This window comes from Nocardia noduli (assembly GCF_019038455.1).
GTDB classification, from domain to species: domain Bacteria; phylum Actinomycetota; class Actinomycetes; order Mycobacteriales; family Mycobacteriaceae; genus Nocardia; species Nocardia noduli.
On record NZ_JAFMPL010000082.1, the window covers coordinates 19745 to 36902 of the forward strand.

General features: G+C 63.5%; 12 protein-coding genes. 7 read left to right on the plus strand and 5 right to left on the minus strand.

The features are described from left to right. Nucleotides 1-57 precede the first annotated feature (57 nt). Together JZ792_RS30495 and JZ792_RS43575 are read left to right on the plus strand one after the other, a co-directional pair. The gene (locus JZ792_RS30495) at nucleotides 58-393 is read left to right on the plus strand and encodes a hypothetical protein (protein ID WP_216915954.1); all 336 of its coding nucleotides are present in this window, start codon (nucleotides 58-60) and stop codon (nucleotides 391-393) included. Between the two features lie 484 nt (nucleotides 394-877). Continuing rightward, on the plus strand, nucleotides 878-1171 hold the full coding sequence (locus tag JZ792_RS43575) for a transposase family protein (protein ID WP_216915956.1): 294 nt from the start codon (nucleotides 878-880) through the stop codon (nucleotides 1169-1171). On the opposite strand, the gene JZ792_RS30505 is transcribed toward JZ792_RS43575, so the two are convergent. The 5 genes from JZ792_RS30505 to JZ792_RS30525 all read right to left on the minus strand — a co-directional run bounded on the left by JZ792_RS30505 (nucleotide 1139) and on the right by JZ792_RS30525 (nucleotide 8749). Beyond that, the gene (locus JZ792_RS30505; protein WP_216915958.1) at nucleotides 1139-1618 is read right to left on the minus strand and encodes a hypothetical protein; all 480 of its coding nucleotides are present in this window, start codon (nucleotides 1616-1618) and stop codon (nucleotides 1139-1141) included. The two genes, JZ792_RS43575 and JZ792_RS30505, sit on opposite strands and share 33 nt — an antisense overlap. 773 nt (nucleotides 1619-2391) lie before the next feature. Continuing rightward, complete coding sequence (locus JZ792_RS30510) at nucleotides 2392-5271, minus strand: ATP-binding protein (protein WP_216915960.1); 2880 nt, start codon at nucleotides 5269-5271, stop codon at nucleotides 2392-2394. Nucleotides 5272-5288: 17 nt separating this feature from the next. Further along, nucleotides 5289-7148: a hypothetical protein gene (locus JZ792_RS30515; protein WP_216915962.1), complete on the minus strand. Its 1860-nt coding sequence runs from the start codon at nucleotides 7146-7148 to the stop codon at nucleotides 5289-5291. Between the two features lie 7 nt (nucleotides 7149-7155). Then, complete coding sequence (locus JZ792_RS30520) at nucleotides 7156-7731, minus strand: hypothetical protein (RefSeq protein WP_216915964.1); 576 nt, start codon at nucleotides 7729-7731, stop codon at nucleotides 7156-7158. 448 nt (nucleotides 7732-8179) lie between these two features. Then, the gene (locus tag JZ792_RS30525) at nucleotides 8180-8749 is read right to left on the minus strand and encodes a hypothetical protein (protein ID WP_216915966.1); all 570 of its coding nucleotides are present in this window, start codon (nucleotides 8747-8749) and stop codon (nucleotides 8180-8182) included. A 544-nt stretch (nucleotides 8750-9293) separates the two neighbouring features. Here JZ792_RS30525 and JZ792_RS42745 point away from each other — a divergent pair. The 5 genes from JZ792_RS42745 (at nucleotide 9294) to JZ792_RS30545 (ending at nucleotide 15726) form a co-directional block, all read left to right on the plus strand. After that, nucleotides 9294-9422, plus strand: a complete 129-nt coding sequence (locus JZ792_RS42745; protein WP_256461511.1) for a hypothetical protein — start codon at nucleotides 9294-9296, stop codon at nucleotides 9420-9422. Nucleotides 9423-10154: 732 nt separating this feature from the next. Further along, entirely contained in the window at nucleotides 10155-10817 is a 663-nt protein-coding gene (locus JZ792_RS30530; RefSeq protein ID WP_216915968.1) for a sigma-70 family RNA polymerase sigma factor, read from the plus strand. Next, a complete protein-coding gene (locus JZ792_RS30535; RefSeq protein WP_216915970.1) occupies nucleotides 10814-11485 on the plus strand; it encodes a hypothetical protein in 672 nt (223 codons plus the stop codon). The genes JZ792_RS30530 and JZ792_RS30535 overlap by 4 nt, the downstream gene beginning before the upstream one ends. Continuing rightward, the gene (locus tag JZ792_RS30540) at nucleotides 11482-14853 is read left to right on the plus strand and encodes a WD40 repeat domain-containing protein (protein WP_216915972.1); all 3372 of its coding nucleotides are present in this window, start codon (nucleotides 11482-11484) and stop codon (nucleotides 14851-14853) included. Before JZ792_RS30535 ends, JZ792_RS30540 begins: the two co-directional genes overlap by 4 nt. A gap of 15 nt (nucleotides 14854-14868) precedes the next feature. Beyond that, nucleotides 14869-15726: an esterase/lipase family protein gene (locus JZ792_RS30545; RefSeq protein ID WP_216915974.1), complete on the plus strand. Its 858-nt coding sequence runs from the start codon at nucleotides 14869-14871 to the stop codon at nucleotides 15724-15726. The last annotated feature ends 1432 nt before the right edge of the window (nucleotides 15727-17158 follow it).

Genomic DNA, 17158 nt, shown 5'->3' on the forward strand with positions numbered 1-17158 from the left:
CACTTGGTAGAATGGTGAATTGAACGACTCCGATTCCCCCGAGTGCGAGGACACGCCATGGTCGAGCCCGCCCTGATCGCTATCGCTAGCGCACTCGCGGCCCGGGCCGCCGCCAGCCTCTATGAACTGGTACGCGCGAAATTCGGTGACGACAGCGAAGAGACGGCCGCTCTCGAAGCAGCAGACGGCGCGGAACCTGGCTCCCCACCGGTGCAGCGACTCGCGGGTATCCTCGAGCGCACCGAACGAACCGATCCTGAATTCGGAACACGCCTTCGCGGCGAATGGTCCAAGGTCGGTGGCGGCAACGGCGACATCAACAACCAGATATCCGGAACCGTATCCGGGAATGCCCTGCAGGCCCGCGATATCGGAGGTGGCGTCACCTTCTGATCCGAGCGGCCACCTGTAGTGTGCGCCGACAAACCACTCCACGACCTCGATCCACGCTCCAAACAGGCGCGAACACACGCCGAGACCGGCTTCTTGCTTCTCGCGCTGGGATCGGTGAAATGCAATCGAGGCGCGACGAGAAGGGTTTTCGACCGATTAGAGCACCTAATCGGGTTCGGTTGCTGAGTCGTCGCCAGCAGATGAGGGCGGCAGCAAGGTTGAGGAATCCATGGTGGATGTCGGATCGGCGCTCCCAGCAAGTGTCCAGACGGTGCCATTAATGGAGCAGGGCAAGGGATTGTTCGATGATCTACCGCCCGAGACTTTGTCGCGGGTACCGCGGCGCAGAATATAGCCGGTAGTGCGTGTATATTACCCACGCAAACGGGCCGGGGTGTCCTCGATACGGTCGGTGCAAGCGGATGGGCCGAAGGTGGTGTGGGCGTAGCACTTCCAATTCGATTCCACGGTGGACGGTCGGGCGGTGAAGGTCGCGTCGATGATCGACGAGCACACCCGCGAATCGCTGTCGCGCATCGTGGAACGCTCGATCACCGCCGACAGCCCCGTCACCGGGTTGGACGAGGCCTTCGCCGCGGCCGAGGGCCCACCACGTGTGCTACGGATGGAAAACGGCCCGGAAAATCATTTCCACTGCCCTGCAGTGGGCTGGCAACTTGTGGTCGAGCGAGTCGCTCATGTCCGCGAGAGGGCCCAGGCCGAGACCCACGACCGGGTCTCGATCTCATGTGCCGTCGGATTCGATCACGCTAAGTAGACGGCTGTGCACAGTCTGGCTTGCGAGCTGAGCCCGGAGTGCTTCGAGGTCTACGCGTGCATCGTCGACGAGCACGCTCAGGACTATCGCCGTGTGCATGGCCAGTTCGGCTCCGCTGACCTCGGGCAGGTCGCCGAGGTCCAGTATGCCAAGAATGAGCTGCTGGAGGTCTTGTTCGGTGATCGTGTCGGACAGCGCCACACCCGGGTGTATGGCGCTGCTGAGTAGTTGGATTTTCAGCTTGTCGACGTCACTGGAGAAGTTCTCATCGATGTGGAGGGCCAGCAGGCCGAACAGGTATTGGCCGGGAATATTCTCCGGTGAGAAACTGTCTAGTTCATCAGCGATCTTGCCGACCCGGTCATGGTCACGTTCCTGATAAGCCGCGACGAAGCGGACTACGATCTCCCATGCCTCGATCTCGATGCCGTCGTCGGCGACTGTCATGATTTGGCTCCTAAGAAGAGCGTTTGGCTGCTCTCGCGATATCGCAGCCCGATGTCAGCGTCCGCGTATCGCATTTACAGCTCGTTCGACGAGTTTGTACACTATGGTTCCGGCAAATACGGTTCCGAGAAATAGGCCCGATATGTCTGTTCCGGTGGCGGTTTTTGGCTGGTTTCCGGAGAGGCCAGTAGATGAGTCGACTGCCGTTTGCGTGAGCGGAGCGGTCGGTGTGATCCCCAGGAATGCATTCTTGTAATTATTGATTTGCGGTGCGCCGTCTGCCAGGCGATCAGAAGTTTTTCCTGAGAGCTCTCGCTCATGTGATCCCCCGAAGGGATGGTGACGACGGGGTGCGGTCTCTGGAATGCGATTGGGGTCTGGTCCACGTTTGGCGGGTTGGCGGTCTCCGGACCGCTGATTTCCCTGCGGATCGGTCGTATTCGTTCGATCAGGGAACTTCATTGCGTCTGCGCGCGCCACACGGCTGGCGGGTGTGTCAGAAGTTTGCCGTCGAGGAGGATCGGCGTTCTTTGCGTTTTCGGCAGGTGGTGGCGGTGGTCGGCTTCGCGCGTCGCCCGAGGCGTTGCGGTTGAGGGCGCGCTCGGCCTGTGTCGTGTTCGCGCGTGGCGCGACATCACGTGCACGGCTGGGCTGTTCGAGCCGCTTGACGGCGGACTGCACGTCCCCGCCCGGTGGTACCGACGGCTTCGGCCTGTCACCCGCCGGTCGGTCTGCGTGATTTGCGCCTCCAGTAGGGTTCGGTGTGTCGACACTCATCTTGTGAACTCCTGTTCATCGGTGTTGTCCTCTGCCATATCGAAGTCGAGCACTGCTGGTGCCCAATCAATTCCAGTGAGATGACCGCTGGCGGCGAGAAATCGGCTGCTGCGCGTTGTGTCGTTGCTGACTTCATCGACGAGGCGTTCGATCGTGGTCAGCGGGCCGTTGCCGAGGATCGTGTTCGCCGCTGGGGCCCACCAGTCGCGATCTGCTCGTAGTGTTTGCAGTTGCTCGGCAATCGATGATCCGCTGGACAGATCAATGCCGCGATCAGCCCAATGTGAGGTGAGCGGATGCGGGCCATGGTGTTTTCCATCGGCGCGCTTGAGGTGCAGGTAGACATCAGACCACCGATACTGACCGGCTTGCCAGATGTATTCGTCGTCTCGCTCGAGGCAGGGAGATTCTCCGGACTGCAGGATCGTCATGGCAGATTCGTTCAGGTGCTCGATCAATTTCTCCGGCTGATAGGCGGCGGAGATTCCTACGTAGCGATCGTGCACGGATTGTTCGACGCGATGGTGGACGGCTTCTTCGAGCAGCTTTCGTGGTGCCGACTCGGTGATCGAGTCGCGCCAGTGCGGGTTTGGTTGTGGCGCCGTGTATCCCGTGAGGTGTGCGACCAAGTGCAGTTCGAGCCAGAGCGCGAAGCGCGGTTCGTTCGACACGCGCCGCGCCGCTTGGATCTCGCGCAGGGTCAGTAGGTGCACCGGGTTGCCGAGGACTGCGACGACGCGAGTCGTACGTGCAGGTGATTCTTCGTGCTCTCGTGTCGGGACCTGCACCCGGATCGGTCTGTCCATACCGTCCGCGAAGACCGCGGCTCGGCCGGGAAGTAGCGACACGACGTGCCGTGATTGTTGGGTGTCGAGGTTCATCGCACCACCGACGACATCGCGGTCGTCTTTGGCCGGCAGTCGATGCAGGATCTTCAGTGCTGTGTTCTTGACGACGTCGGGTGTGATCTTGTTCGGTATCTGCTCGGCAACGATGATCCCTTCGCCGTAGGCGCGCACTTCTGCCAACAGCCCTGCGAACATTTCGACGCCTTGCGCGGCAGGGGTGCCCGGTTCGGCCTTCTTCAGCAACCGATGCGCCTCTTCAACGACGGTGACATGTGCCAGTCCCCGACGGCGCGGCACATCACTCTCGTCGGCCCGGCCATGCTTGTTCCTCGTCCACAGATGTTCATACAGTCGAATCAGGACAACGCCGATGAAGAAGGCCTTGTCCTGATCATTGCCGACGTTTTCGATCTCGAGAACGACGTTGCGTGACAACAGATCCGCGACGTCGATCGGGTAGCGGCCTTCGAAGAAGACCCCGGGTGTCCCGAGTCGAAGAGAGCTGATCCGAACGTCCACGAATCCGCGTACGTTGTCGGTGATCTCACGGCTGTAGCCGATGGATTCGACTACCTTGAGCGCCGTCGTGTGAAGGTCGCCGAGGTTGGGGTATTTCGGGGTGTACTCGGTGGACTCGGATTCACCGAGGACTGTGTTCCAGCCGAGACCGGTGTAGCAGCGCGACAGTGCTTTCGCCAGCACTTGCGGGAAGGGATCGTTCGCGTCGAACGCCGCGAGGAACAGTGCGCGAACCAGATCGATGTGGGTTTGCAGCGGGAAACCGGGCTCAGGTTGCAGCGGATTCATCCCGAGCGGTTCCGCGTCGGGATCACCGGGCCGCAGCACCGCGACGCCACCATCGATCCGTCCTGCCATGCCCGCGTATTCGGCCTTTGCCGGTTCGATGACGAGCCACGGAATCGCATTGGTGTGTAGCCCTTCCAAAATGTGTCGAACGGTCTGTGACTTTCCCGATCCGGTGGCGCCCGCAACGAACGTATGACGATTGATCGTGTCGAACCGAGCCCGCAGCGGCGCGCCTGTGTGGTCGGTGTCATCGAGCACGTCCCCGATATGGAGTTCGCCGTCCTGCTCAGGGGTGAGATCGAAGACTGCGGGTTCGTATAGGCGTACCCCCGCCAATTCGCGGCGTGGAGGTCGGGCGAGCGTGGCGAACAGCTCACTCGTGGCCACGAAGGGTGAGGTGAGTCGGTTACCCGCTGGCGTAGGTTCCCATGCGTCTGACAGGGACGTCGAGGCGAGTTCAGGTTGCAGTACGTACGGGTGCTCGTGCAGGTCGGCCGCGCTGCACAACAATGCTGCAGCGCGTCGGGCGCTGGTCGAGTCGGTCGCGCCGACCAGGACACGCACATTCCACAGCCCGGAGGGCTCAGCGCGGACGAGCTCACGGAATCGGGCTTCACAGCGCGCGAGCGCGATTCGACCGGTCTCGGAGTTCTCTTTCAAGCGTAGCGTTGGGAGTTGCAGTCCGATGTCCTCGATTTCACGGCGCAAGTCATCGTGGAGCACGGGCTGGGCAACGACGAGCCATACGAATCCGTCACGTAGATGTGCGACGTAGTCTTCGAAGCCGCCGCGCCGGGGCGCGCGAGGGCCCCCGTTTGTCGAACCAGGAACCCACAATGGATCCTGGCTACCGACACACCGATTCCAGCAGAGCTGTGACCAGGCCGCGAGGGTCGTGTCGATGTTGATCTTCGTCGCTCTCGTTCCCGGTGGGTACGACAACGAAACATCGTTGTCGGTGGGATGTGTGGCCTCGGCGAAAGGTGTGACGGGGCTTCCGCCGACCAGTACGCGCAAGGTCTTGCTGCCCGGAACTCGCTCCCATGCGACCGCGACTGCGGTGCTGGCGCCTGTCGCGGACATCTGGACGTGTGCGGCGGTGAGCGCCGCGAATAGTTGCGCGCGGATCTGGCCTTCGATCTCGTTCTCGCGCGCCGCGTCGTTCGTCACTGTGCGATGGCGCGGTGTGGCGAGGATGTTGTGCAGGACGAGATCGCGCATGGCGGGTGGTAGTGCTGTCACGAGTGACTCCGCGGTTGACGAGAGACCCTTTTCATGAACGCGTACTGCGGGTTGCAGTCCCCCAGCACGACTCTGCGGCTGCGGCCCGTGTCGACCAGGATGAACTCTGTGGGTTCCAGGCTTTGGACCGTCGTGGGTTCGACGGTGTACTCATAGACTCGGGCGTCGGTGTCGCTGGTGTTGATCGATTCGGCGATCGAATCGTTCACCGAGTCGGTGAACGAATAGTTGCGCGACCAACTCGTTGATTCGTTCGATCCGCGCGAGCGACCGCGAGAGTTCGCGAGTGTCGTCGGCGATCCGCTCGTGGAGATGCTCGTTGAGTCTTCGCGGCCTGTAGACGTTCCGAGCGTTTCGGTCGCGCCGTTGGAGGTGCTGAGCGACTGTCCCCACCCGTGGGTGAAAGTTGATCCGCCTTGCCAGCTCTGCTGCGATCGGACGAACTTGTAGCCGTGGCCGACGAACTCGCCAGCAGTTCTGGCTCCGTCCGCATTGTTCAGCTTCATCAATACCGTCGGATTGCCTGAACTGCCCAGCAGATTCCTCATTCCGTCTCGCAGATGCGGTGCCATCATGATCGTCCGGATGTTGTTTCGGTTGGCATGACGGATCATCGCCATAACGCCGACCTCATCGAACCGGTCCGGTAGTGCGAAGATCAACACGTGCCCGCTCGAAATCTCGGCGTTTCGTCTCAGGCTGTGCAGAACTCGATGGAAGACCAAGTGGTCCGTCGTCGTCTTGCGCTCGTCGATGGCCGAGCCGGTGGACAGTATGAGCAGTCCCGTGCTCGGACACGGTGGCGGTGAGGGCGGTGAATCCGGTGTGCCATCGGCGAGCAGGTCGAAAAGGCTCGACAGATACTCCATCTCCTCACGAACGCGATCGCCGGTGCCGACGATGTCGATGAGTCCGCTCAATCTGCCCACTTCGTCGCGAGTGAGCCTGCTGTCCTCGTGCGCGATTCGGCGCAGTATCCGCAGCCCCGCGGCGAGTCTTGCGAACGTCACCGGAAGACTCGGATTCAACTGTTCGGCTACGGACTTGACCAATCCGACATCGCGTCGCCGGAGCACGGCGGCGTCGGGGTGGGTACGCCGCGTCGAGGCAATCGACTCCGCGACGACCTCGGCCAGATCGTTGACGGCGAGGGGTCCGAATAGATCTAGGGGGCTGCACTGGTGCGGCAGTTCGACCCGCATCACCGGACACCCGAGTCGCGAAACGAAGGTGGCAAGCCCGTCTGCCAATTCGCGCTCGGTGAAGTCCAGTACGGTAATCGCCACCTCGGCGCGCAACAACGATGTTCCCACAGTCGCCAGAATGCATCGCCATCCATCAATTCCCCCGCCGAAGATGTCCAACCCTTCGAAACCGCGGTGCGGTGCGATCGGATACCACATCGGCGAATTCGACACCCGCTGCGTTTCGAGCAATTCGTGCAGGTGCACACGGCGGCGCCACTCAGTCTGCCGTTGAACGAACTTCGCATGCTGAGCTGCTGACCATGCGGTCGATTCGACACGCCGTCTCTGTTCACGGAAAGCTGCTGCAGCAGCCACGACGCAGACGAACAGAACGCTTCCCAGGATGACGAAACCGCCGAATGCGACACCCAGCATCGAGGCGACTCCGCCACCGCAACCGACCGCGAGGCCAATGACCAGCCCGCTTGCCAGGTTCACATAGTTCGGGCCGTTGCGAACATGGTCGGGCGGCGACGATTCGGTCCATATCGGGGCATGGTCGAGCTCTGGGCTCGGGATGGCGGCATCGATCATCGCGCGCTCCCAACCGAGCAGGCCAGCAGGCTGGAACATCGAGTCGCTGCGATCGAAGTCGATTCGATTCACCATAAAGGCCTCACATCCCGGTTCTCGACGAGCTCGGATTTCCGGTCGGTCGTCCTCGCGCGCTGTAACCCATCGCCGACAGCTGAGTGAGTTCGCTGCCGTAACCGAGCTCGATGGCGAAGCGATCGACCAGGACCGACTTCTTGCGAAGGATCATCGAATCGATGTAAGCGGTCGCGACCACGATGGCAATCGACGCAGCCGCCACCGGCACGACGTAGACCGCTAGTGCAGCGATGATCGGCAGTGCGAAGAAGATGACCGCCACCCAGACCGCTATTCTGTCCAAGGCTCGCACCGAAGCCTTCTTTGCCCGCGTCGGGGCGAGCAGTGCCAGCCCTACCGCGGCTTTTGTCGCACCCAACAGCAGTCGAACGGCCAAGGCGCCCAGCCGTGCGGCGATTCGACCTGGCAGTGCGTACCACGCTGCGAGTAGCCCTGATGTCGCGGGGCCGCCGAGGTGGTGCCCCAGTTCACGCGCCAACAACGCCTCGATATGCCTCGGGGCAACGGTATGGATCGCGCTTTCGGGCAGTGCCATGACGAACCGGTCGTCCGAGCCCGCGAGGCCCCGATCGCGCTGCACCCAGATCGATCCGATCGAGGTCGAGACACCGACTTTGTTGGCTACTGCGGTCCAAGCGGGATCGATTACTCGCGACTCGAGCAGTTCTGGATGTCTGACCGAGAACAACACTCTCGCAGTCCACCTCGGTGCGGATGGAACGAATGCGCCCAACCCCGCCGAAATCCACAGCAGCGTCGCTGTCGCAGCGAACACTCGACCGAATGCGAGTGTGCTGGTCGCAACGACTGCGACGCTGAGACAGATCATTGGTAGCGCCAGCAGCAGGCGCAGCGCCCCCCACGCCTGAACACGACGTTGCAGTGCCGCCGCGCGCGACGGCATACCCGGCGAAGGGATAGCAGCAGTGCTCATTTCGCCACCATCACGGGCTCGGCTCGGTTCTCGGAGACGCCAGCGTTGTGGTTGCGTGACCCGACAGCGTCGATAGCTCGGTCGATGTTCACGATCACAGACCTGTCCGTCGCAGTTCGGCACGAATCTCGAACACCGAGCATCCAATCGTTGCGAGCGGGCCCGCGAACGCCACCAACAGACCTACCCATATCGGGAACACGGGATTGAAGCCGTCGCGCAGTATCTGGGTCACCGCGGCGATCTCGTTCCAGACCGCCGCGATCAACAGGCACACGCTCGGTAGCGCAGGATGCGCATCGGCGAGGCGGAACTGGTGAGTAGCGCCGAGCCGGAACACATTGACAAATGCCGCAACCCAAAGACCGAATACTGGGAGGAGTAGGCAATTCAGTGACATCACCGCGAACACAGCGACGAAGGCCCCGATGGCGATGATCGGACCGTCGAATCGCCGGACAAGCCAGAATCGGTCCGCCTGCGCGCATTGAGTTGGCCGGAACATCGACGTGACGCCGATGACCATGATGATGCCGATCGTGATGATGAAGAACTTCAGTACGGAGAGCATCAACGAGTTGAGTATCTCGTCGGGGTCGATGGCATCTGCCGCCCAATAGATGTATGCGCAGATCAACGCGATCGTGCCCGCTGTGGAGATCATCGTCCGCGAAGTGTTCGGCCGCTGCCCCGCTCTCGATGTCATTGCCCACGTTGTCCACCGCCATCCGTACCGGTGCTGGTAACGAAAGAAGTCGAACGCGCCGCGCGGCATGAGCGGGGACGGCTGCGCACCACCCGCATAGTCCCTGTGGGCTGCATGATGCGACCAATGCATAGTGCAACGCGGGCAATGTCCGCCGGCCGTGTTCGCATCGTAGTTGGCCCCACAACCGGCACACCGCCACCAACAGGGCTGATAGTGCGGCAGTTGGGGCCTGTGCTGGTAGCCCCCCGGCATCGGAGCGGCGTAGGCGAGCATCGCCCCGCAGCGCGGGCAGGACGCTGCGTTGACAGTGACGGCGTTGCCGCAGTTGAAACACTGCATGATTCCTCGCTTGCGATTGGCGTCATGGACGACTGATGGCGGCGATGACGCTGATAAGACGCTTGGTCCCAGATGTCGGTGCGGACGCGGACCAGGTTCGAGTAGACCTCGGTGGTGATCTCCGAGACGAGGTGTGGCGGATGAGTTCGGGCAACACGGGATGGAGTGTGAGTTCGCTGCCGATGAACTCGAACTCGCGGACACCGATGCGGCGGCGACGTCGATGGCCGACAGCCTGTCGGTCGTCGTCATCGTGCCGTGCGATTTCGTGGGGCCGCTGTCGGCGTAGCAGTGTGAGTTCGTTGATCGATATGGCCGAATTGACGTCCGCGCAGAACCACGGAAGTGAGAGGCGCGGTTCGGGTGTCGGCGTGGTGGGTGACCTCCGATGCGCATCCCGCTCCGGGGGTCGGTCAAGGCGCCGTTGATGCCGCACTTCGCCTCCTTCGGGTGTCAGCGCATTGAACTGCGCGTCGTGAGGTGTCGACATCGACGGAGATGCGATCGAGTCCAGAACTGGTTCGGTCATGATCTGGCCGGCGATTTCGTCATCGGGTCGGCGACGGAGCGGGTTGGTGAATCGCAGGTCCCCATTGACTGCATCCAGACAAGCTGCGGGGCGCAGACATCGACTGCAACAAGGCAGTTTTCAACTATTGCTGTGCGGAGCAACAGCGCGACGGATGGTCGCAGTCGACCGAATCAGACCGCCATCACCTGTAACGAATCAGCAACGATGGGCTCGGACGCGAACCCTGCGCTCGCCGAATCGGGTCCCTGTCATGACTTCCGATGAAACTGACAGGGGCAGCGAGATGACACCTGCGACATCCATGCACAGTGATGAGCACGATCCAATCTCGTGCGGCACGACATGAAAGCCGCTGTCGACCCTTGCACGGCCGATGGTGGAGGGCGAGGTGGCATCCGCTCCGGCGATGACGTACTTTTCCCGACGAGAACGGTTACCGTGCAGTCGAACTGGATGCTGCGAGATCGCCGCATGTGGGAGGGGACCCCTGTGAGTTCTGTGTCGCATCACCCGCTCGATGAATGGTTGGGGCGGCCGATCACCGAGGCTCCCGTGGAGTTGCATCGGGCGGTTTTCGAGCACATCGTCGGTGTCGATCTTGCTCAGGCCGCCGCGTACGCCGCTCAGAAGGCGTTTCACATCCTGCGCGAGATCGACGCCGACATGCGTTACAGCTACGAAGACATCGCCCAAGATGTGATCCTCGGTCTGACCGATCCGCTTCCCGCCGAACTGATTCGGCACTGGCGGGCGATCATCGTGCAGAACGTGCGATGGCGGGTACTGCATCTTCGCCGTGAACGACTCGCCGCGATGCGCCATCCCGGACGACGCGTCGACTACGACAGCGCGGTGGCGCAGTTGAGCGATTCGGCCACGGTGGACGACCACGACCGCCTCCTCGCTCGTGAGGAGATCACCGCGGCCTTGGACGCCGTCCCGGATCCAGAGGTGCGGGCGGTGCTGCGGGCGACGTTTGTTCTTCCGAGCCACGACGTCGGCTACGACATCCGATCCACCGCGGAAGTCGCCGAACTGCTGGGCATCAGCCAGTCCAAAGTCAAACGTCTGCGCGCCAGCGGTGTTCGCATCCTCAGACAACTGCTCGACCCGCAGTCGGGTCGTGACGACGGTAAAGGATCAGACCGATGAGTTCGGACAGCAACGATTTTCGCAACGCCCAGCTAGATGACCTGGTCGCGAGCATCACCGGCGATGACCGTTCGCCGATGCCGATCGAGCCCGAATTCCTGGCGGCCGGAGACCGTATCGCCGACCGTTTGACTGAGCAGTGGGCGGCCCGGTCGACCCGCGAGGCCACCGTCACCGCGCTGAGCCACCGAGGCCGAAGCGTTCGGGTGCCGGGGGTTACCGCCGAGATCCGTGCGGCTGCCTCCGACGCCGCGGGGCCGGTTCAACGGATCTGCGATCGTGAACTCGGTATCGAGTTCCGGCGGTCCTCTCCGGACGGGCATGCCACCAGCATCGCGGTGACCGCGCACAGCGACCGCGCGTCAGCAGGCGATATCGTCTCGATCCAGGTCACCGGCACGACCCAGCGCACCGAACTGCTCGTCGTGCTCCATGAGGAGCAGCAGGGCACGCTGACCGGGCAGATCGTCACCTCACAGATCACCCTGTCCGATGACCTCCAGGTCGCTGTCATCGAATCATCGACCCTGACAGCCGAACACGCGAGCGCGGTCACCGCCGCTGTGCGGAACTCCCCGACCGCGGGACGTAACGCGTGGCGCAGCATCGCCCGCCAGTTGCCCGCCACGCACCCGGTGCGGGCGGCCGTGATCGATGGACTCCGGTGAACGATCAAGGCGACCACGACGAGGAAAACGTGCTCGAAGCGCTGACCGGTGCGCAGCAACGGTGGATCGTGTTGTGCCGCCGCGCTGTCGTCGACGGCGGCGACGCGACTGCGGCGTTGATGGGCGATACCCCCGAGACTCGGGTCCTGGCCCAGCGATCCCGTGCCACATGGCGACGGACCACCGCCGAGGCGTTTTCCTCCCTGGATGAGGGGGATCTGCTCGAACTCGAAGCCGAGTTCCCTGATCCCGGTGATGCCCGGCTCCCTGCTGATCTGTCCGCCGCGCGTGCGACGGCGGCGATCGCGAACGCGTTGACCGGCGCGATGCCCGTCGACGAGGCGTGTGCGGTGTTCCTCGCACACACCGAGCGGGCAGGCCTGCATTCCACCGGCACCCAACTGATGCCTGCCAGTGCCGCGAACAGCGACAACGAGTCTCTCAATGCCCTGATACTGGCGTTGCTCGGACACGGCGGGGCACCCGCGCGGGGCTACGGGATCCTGGTCGCGCTCGAACTCGCCGTCGCCAGACCCCCGCGTCGACGGTCCACCCACACCCGGGTGCTGTTCGCGACCTACAGCGGACGCGGCGGAGAAGTCGGCACCTTGCGCCTCGAACAGCTCAAGCATGGCCCGTCCGGTTTGCATCCCGACCCAGCACGGATGGGGTTCCTGCAGGCCGACCCTGCGTTCACCGACAGCTTCTCCGCAGCGTGGTCGATCAGCCACCTGGCCGACACCGACGCGTGCGTGCTCTGGTCTGTCACCCTCGAACGAGGCACACCCGCCAACGCCATCGTCGGAAGCTCGATGGCGGCCGCCCTCGCGGTCGCCCTCGACGACCTCGCCCCACGCCATCAACTGCTGCGCCAGCTACGACCACGCCGACTCGACCCGCGATGCGCCGTCACCGCGGGACTCGATGGTGACACTCTCACCCCGGTCACCGGATACGGCGACAAACTCGCCGCAGCACAGAAGCATTCGCTGCGCGTCATCGTGGCCGCGGCAGGATGCGACGCCGCCATCCAATCGGCGCCACACGATTTCACCGATCGCGTCCTCGGCGCGCACACCGTCGGCGACGCCATCCGCCACACACGAACACGCCTCAACTACAAGCTCTGGGCAGCGGTACTCATCGTGGTACTCGGCATCACGGCTGTCACCGGCACGGTCCTGAAATTCGCCGAGTTGCGTGAGGAGTCAGCGCGGGCGCAGGCGCGAGCACACGCGAGCCTTTTTGCCAGCGTTTCCCAGCTCGCCCGCGACCGGGACCCGGCGACCGCCCGACAGATCGCGCTCGCCGCGTACCGCACCCACGACGGCGAAGACACCCGCTCGGCACTGCTGGACAGCACCTCCACGAACGCGCCCATCCAGCTCGCCACCAAGCCCGCCCCACTCGCGTTCATCGATGACGGCCCGCAACTGGCCACCACGCCCGACGGTGACCTGCTCGCGCTCGGCAGGGACGACGGCACCGTGGACCTGGCGCGCGTGACCGAGACCGGCGTCATCGGGCTGCCGTCGTTCGCCGCCGGCGGAGGCCACATCCGCGCACTCGCCCTCAGTGGCGATCAGCGATGGATCCTCACCGCCGGACAGACCCGAACCAGCCTGTGGGACATAGCGAACCCGGCAACTCCGACCCGTCTGGCCGATCTGGATCTCACCCGAGAACTGCCGTGGTCGGTGGCTTTCAGCCCCGACCAGCCTCTGCTGGTGCTGGGTACACAGAACGGCCAGGTCCTGCGATGGAACCTCACCGATCCTGCCCACCCTGCCCCGTTGCCTGCCCTGGCTGTCGCGGGCGGCCAGCATGTCAACGTCGCGGTCAGTGACCGCGCGGTCGCGGCCGCCGCACCCGTCCTGATTCCGCCCGGAACTTCGCGCAGCGTCGTCCAAATCTGGGACACCTCAACCCCCGAAATCACCGACCCGGTCTTCACCGAGTCGATCGATCCATTGCGGGGTGCCTATGTACGGTCGATCTCCTTCACCGCCGACGGCACCACGCTCATGGCCGGTCTCGACATCTCCGAAGTGCTGCGGTGGCGCATCGGTGCAGACCTGGCCCGACCGGAGCCGCTGGCGGCGGTGCGTGGCGACGGAGTCAAGCTGCACGACGCGATCCTGGGTAACGGCGGGGAATGGCTGCTCACCGCCGGGGCCGATCAGCGCATCCGCATCCGTGACCTCACCACCGGCGAAGACCAGATCTCGCTGACCAGCCCGATGCCCTTCCGACTACGCCTGCTGCGACACGGGCAATCCCTGGCCGTCATCGGCTTCGACTCCTCACTGCAGGTCTACGACCTGCCCGGAGCGATCATCCGCACCGCCCCACGCACGCTGATCCGCGTGCCCGCCGCGGGCCCGAACAGGCCGTCGGCGAGTGCACTGCTGCCCCACTTGCGTGCGTTGACGGTCATCGACACACCGCGCGAACAAGAGTTGCGGGAGCTGGAACCCACCGGAATCAGCAGTGTCCTGGCCGTGTCCCCGGACGGGCGCCGCGCGGTCACCGACGACGAACGCAACATCCAGGTATGGAACATCGAAAACCCCGACACCCCAGTCGCACTCGGCCCACCGATCTCCACCTCGAGCAACTTCGAAGTCCACTCACTGACCTTCGGGCCCGACGGTCTGCTCGCCGTCGCGCGACCGTGGTCGTCGACAGTCGCGCTCTGGGATGTCTCCGGTACCGGCTCACCACGCCCAAGTGATTCGATCAGGTATCCGCGGGGGTTTCCGAGCTCGCTCGCCTTCAGTTCCGACGGAACGTTGCTGGCGGTGGGCAGCGACACCGGAGGAACGGCCACAGTCTTCGATATCAGCGACCCTGCCGCGGTACGCGTGGTCGCTGAGGTGTCAGGTTTCGACACCGACGGCAACTTGATGTCGCTGGCGGTCAGCTCACGGAAGATTCTCGCTGTAGGAACGATCGACGGAACGCGACTCTACGATCTCGCCATAGCCGACTCGCCGCGAGAGATCCCCCTGACCGGGCTACCGAACCTGGCGTCTTCGGTCGCGTTCGACCAGCGAGGTGACCTGCTGGCATCAGCCGACCCGATCGGAGGCCGGATTCATCTGTGGAACCTCACCGACATCGACAACCCCACCAAGTACGCGACCCTGACCGGCGGGAAGCAACGGATGATGCAAACCTTCATCTCCTTTCCCGCCGACGGGGTATTGGCCGAATCGGCGACCGACGGCACATTGCGGCAGTGGCGGATCGACGCCGCCGCCGAAGCTGAACGTCTCTGTCACAGCGGAACAACACCGATCACTTCCCAGACCTGGGCGAGCTACCTACCGGGAATGCCCTACGTCTCGACCTGCCCGACACGATGACACCGAAGGAACCTGTTGACCAACAACGCAGTACGCACCCTGATCGGGGGACTCGCGCTCGTGCTCGCCGCTCTGACCGTTCCCGCCGCAGCCGCTCGCGCAGAGACCCACGAATGCACCCCCGCCAAGGAGCATCCGAATCCGGTGATAGTGATGCCCGGCGGTGGGATCTACAGCGACAGCGGCGCCGACACAGCGATCGAGTTCCTGTACGGGGCGTTGCGCCGGACGCTGCGCGAGGCCGGATTCTGTACCGTCGCGTTCCCGCACGGCATCGTCGCCGGAATCCAGGGCGCCGGGCCGATACCGGACTCGGCGACCGCCTTCGCGGCATTCGTGGACCGGGTGCGGGCCGAGACCGGCGCGGACCGAGTCGATGTCGTGGCCCATTCCGAAGGCGCGCTGGTCACCAACTACTACGCCAAAGTCCTACACGGCGCGCCCAACCTGCGCCGCATCGTCATGTTCTCACCTGTCACCCACGGAGCAGACCCCGCCCAGGTCGCCGCTGTCATCGGAGCCGGAACCTACCCAGGCGGCCCGGAACAACTCGTCACCGACTTCCCGGTACTGGTCCAGGCCGCAGGCACCGTGCTGACGCCATTTCCGGCCGCGATGCATTGCGTAGCCGGATCAGAAGTGATCGAGGCCGTCACCAGAGGCGGAATCACCCAACCAGGAATCCGCTACACCGTCCTGGCAACAAGAAAAGACCCCTTCCTGACACCAGCCGAAACGACATCGTTCATCGAGGAACCCGGCGTGCTCAACGCCTACTACGAGGATCTCTTCCCCGCTGAAGCGCCGACGACACACAACACCATGCCCTCCTCACCATCGGCCATGAACTGGGTACAGAAGCAACTGACCTGACTGGCGGACTTGGCAGCGCCTAATTGGGAGGCGTCCGGGCCGCGGTAACAACGCTCGTGATCAAAGGCTAATCCAACGCACCTTCCGTAGTGCCTCGGGCATCGGAGATCCGAGTTGCCCGGGGTTTTTCGTGCGCTGGCGCGCGGCTAGGTTGCTGAGTGCTATCGACGGACGCGGCATGTGGGACATGTCTCGCCATGGCAGCGGTTCCTGAGCCGTCCGAGCATGCTCGTGACCGCCAGCTCGTCGAGGCGGCAGAAACAGTCAACGATCTCGGATCTGATCGGTCAGGCCGTCTTCGGCTCTGCGGAGCCCCGAGGTCAGCCCTTGCCCTCCAGCGCGCCACCGAAGCGGCGATCACTTGGAGCCGCCGCGCTCACGCGGTCTGCAGAACTGTGAAGCGGACCTGGCTCGCACTACGCCGACAAATGAGTCTCACTGCTGCCGAACCGATCCAGGTTGAGCGCCTCACTCCATGCAGAGTGTCCCGCCACACCTTCGCTAGCGAGGTACATCTATCGGGAGTCGGTGAAGCCGCGGGTTGCACCGTGGCCGTTCTCTCTGTGCAGTTTTCCGAGCGGAAGGCAGCAATCAGACCGTCGGCGTCGACCGCGCTCCCGGGCCAAAGCCGAGCGTTCCTGTTCCGTCACGCAAACCACTGCGCGCTGGGATCCGCCTGCACGCTGGTTGCCCGCTGGAGGCAGACCACGGGCTGGCAATGCTTGTCGAACGCCCGGTCGAGGGATGGCGGCCGACGAACCCCGCGGCACTCGGATAAGCGCGGCAACAATGCGTGAACTGCTGATCATCGCTGTCGCAGACCTGTTGATGACATGCTGCTGTTCCTGGCCAGGGCATCTGGTCAGGCGCTGGCGGGGTAGGGACTCGCGCGCGGCCTCGACGATCCCGAAGGCCCAGCCGCAACTGTCACCGCGGCGTCGATGGCTGACGTGGGGTGCTGTCGGCGCTGCAGGTCGGGGTACCAGGCGAAACCTGATATCTGCCGAATTCTCGCTGAAGGCTCGGTAGCCTGAATGAAGCAACCGCCTCCGTTACCGAGTCGCTGTTGCCAACGAATATTGGTGTGGGGTCATTGCGGATTGTCGGCCCGGATTTGGTAGCTGGTGCGTGCCTGCGGGCATTTTGATGGGCGAAGGCGCACTGTGCGGGGTGATGCACACTGCGGCTCGGAGTTGGTGAGCTGCAATCCGGTTCAGCATCCCGAACACTCTGGCCGCGTCGAGATCGAAAGGGCTGTGTCTTGCCTGGGCGTTCTGTAGGAAACCATCGTCGTGGGGGTGGTGGGCCGAAGGGCTCATGGAAATGCGCCCGCTGCGGAATTTTTCAAGGTGAATGAGACCATTGGGTGTGTTACGCCGCTTGGGGTTGCTGGTCCTCCTGTTCGGGCTGGTTGATCCACGCTGCTTGGGGT

Bases quoted from the DNA above. Each gene is read 5' to 3' on its own strand.
- JZ792_RS42745 (WP_256461511.1), top strand. From the start codon at position 9,294: ATGGAGTGTGAGTTCGCTGCCGATGAACTCGAACTCGCGGACACCGAT.
- JZ792_RS30505 (WP_216915958.1), bottom strand. From the start codon at position 1,618: ATGACAGTCGCCGACGACGGCATCGAGATCGAGGCATGGGAGATCGTA.
- JZ792_RS30535 (WP_216915970.1), top strand. From the start codon at position 10,814: ATGAGTTCGGACAGCAACGATTTTCGCAACGCCCAGCTAGATGACCTG.
- JZ792_RS30525 (WP_216915966.1), bottom strand. From the start codon at position 8,749: ATGATCTCCACAGCGGGCACGATCGCGTTGATCTGCGCATACATCTAT.
- JZ792_RS30495 (WP_216915954.1), top strand. From the start codon at position 58: ATGGTCGAGCCCGCCCTGATCGCTATCGCTAGCGCACTCGCGGCCCGG.
- JZ792_RS30510 (WP_216915960.1), bottom strand. From the start codon at position 5,271: ATGCGCGATCTCGTCCTGCACAACATCCTCGCCACACCGCGCCATCGC.
- JZ792_RS30515 (WP_216915962.1), bottom strand. From the start codon at position 7,148: ATGGTGAATCGAATCGACTTCGATCGCAGCGACTCGATGTTCCAGCCT.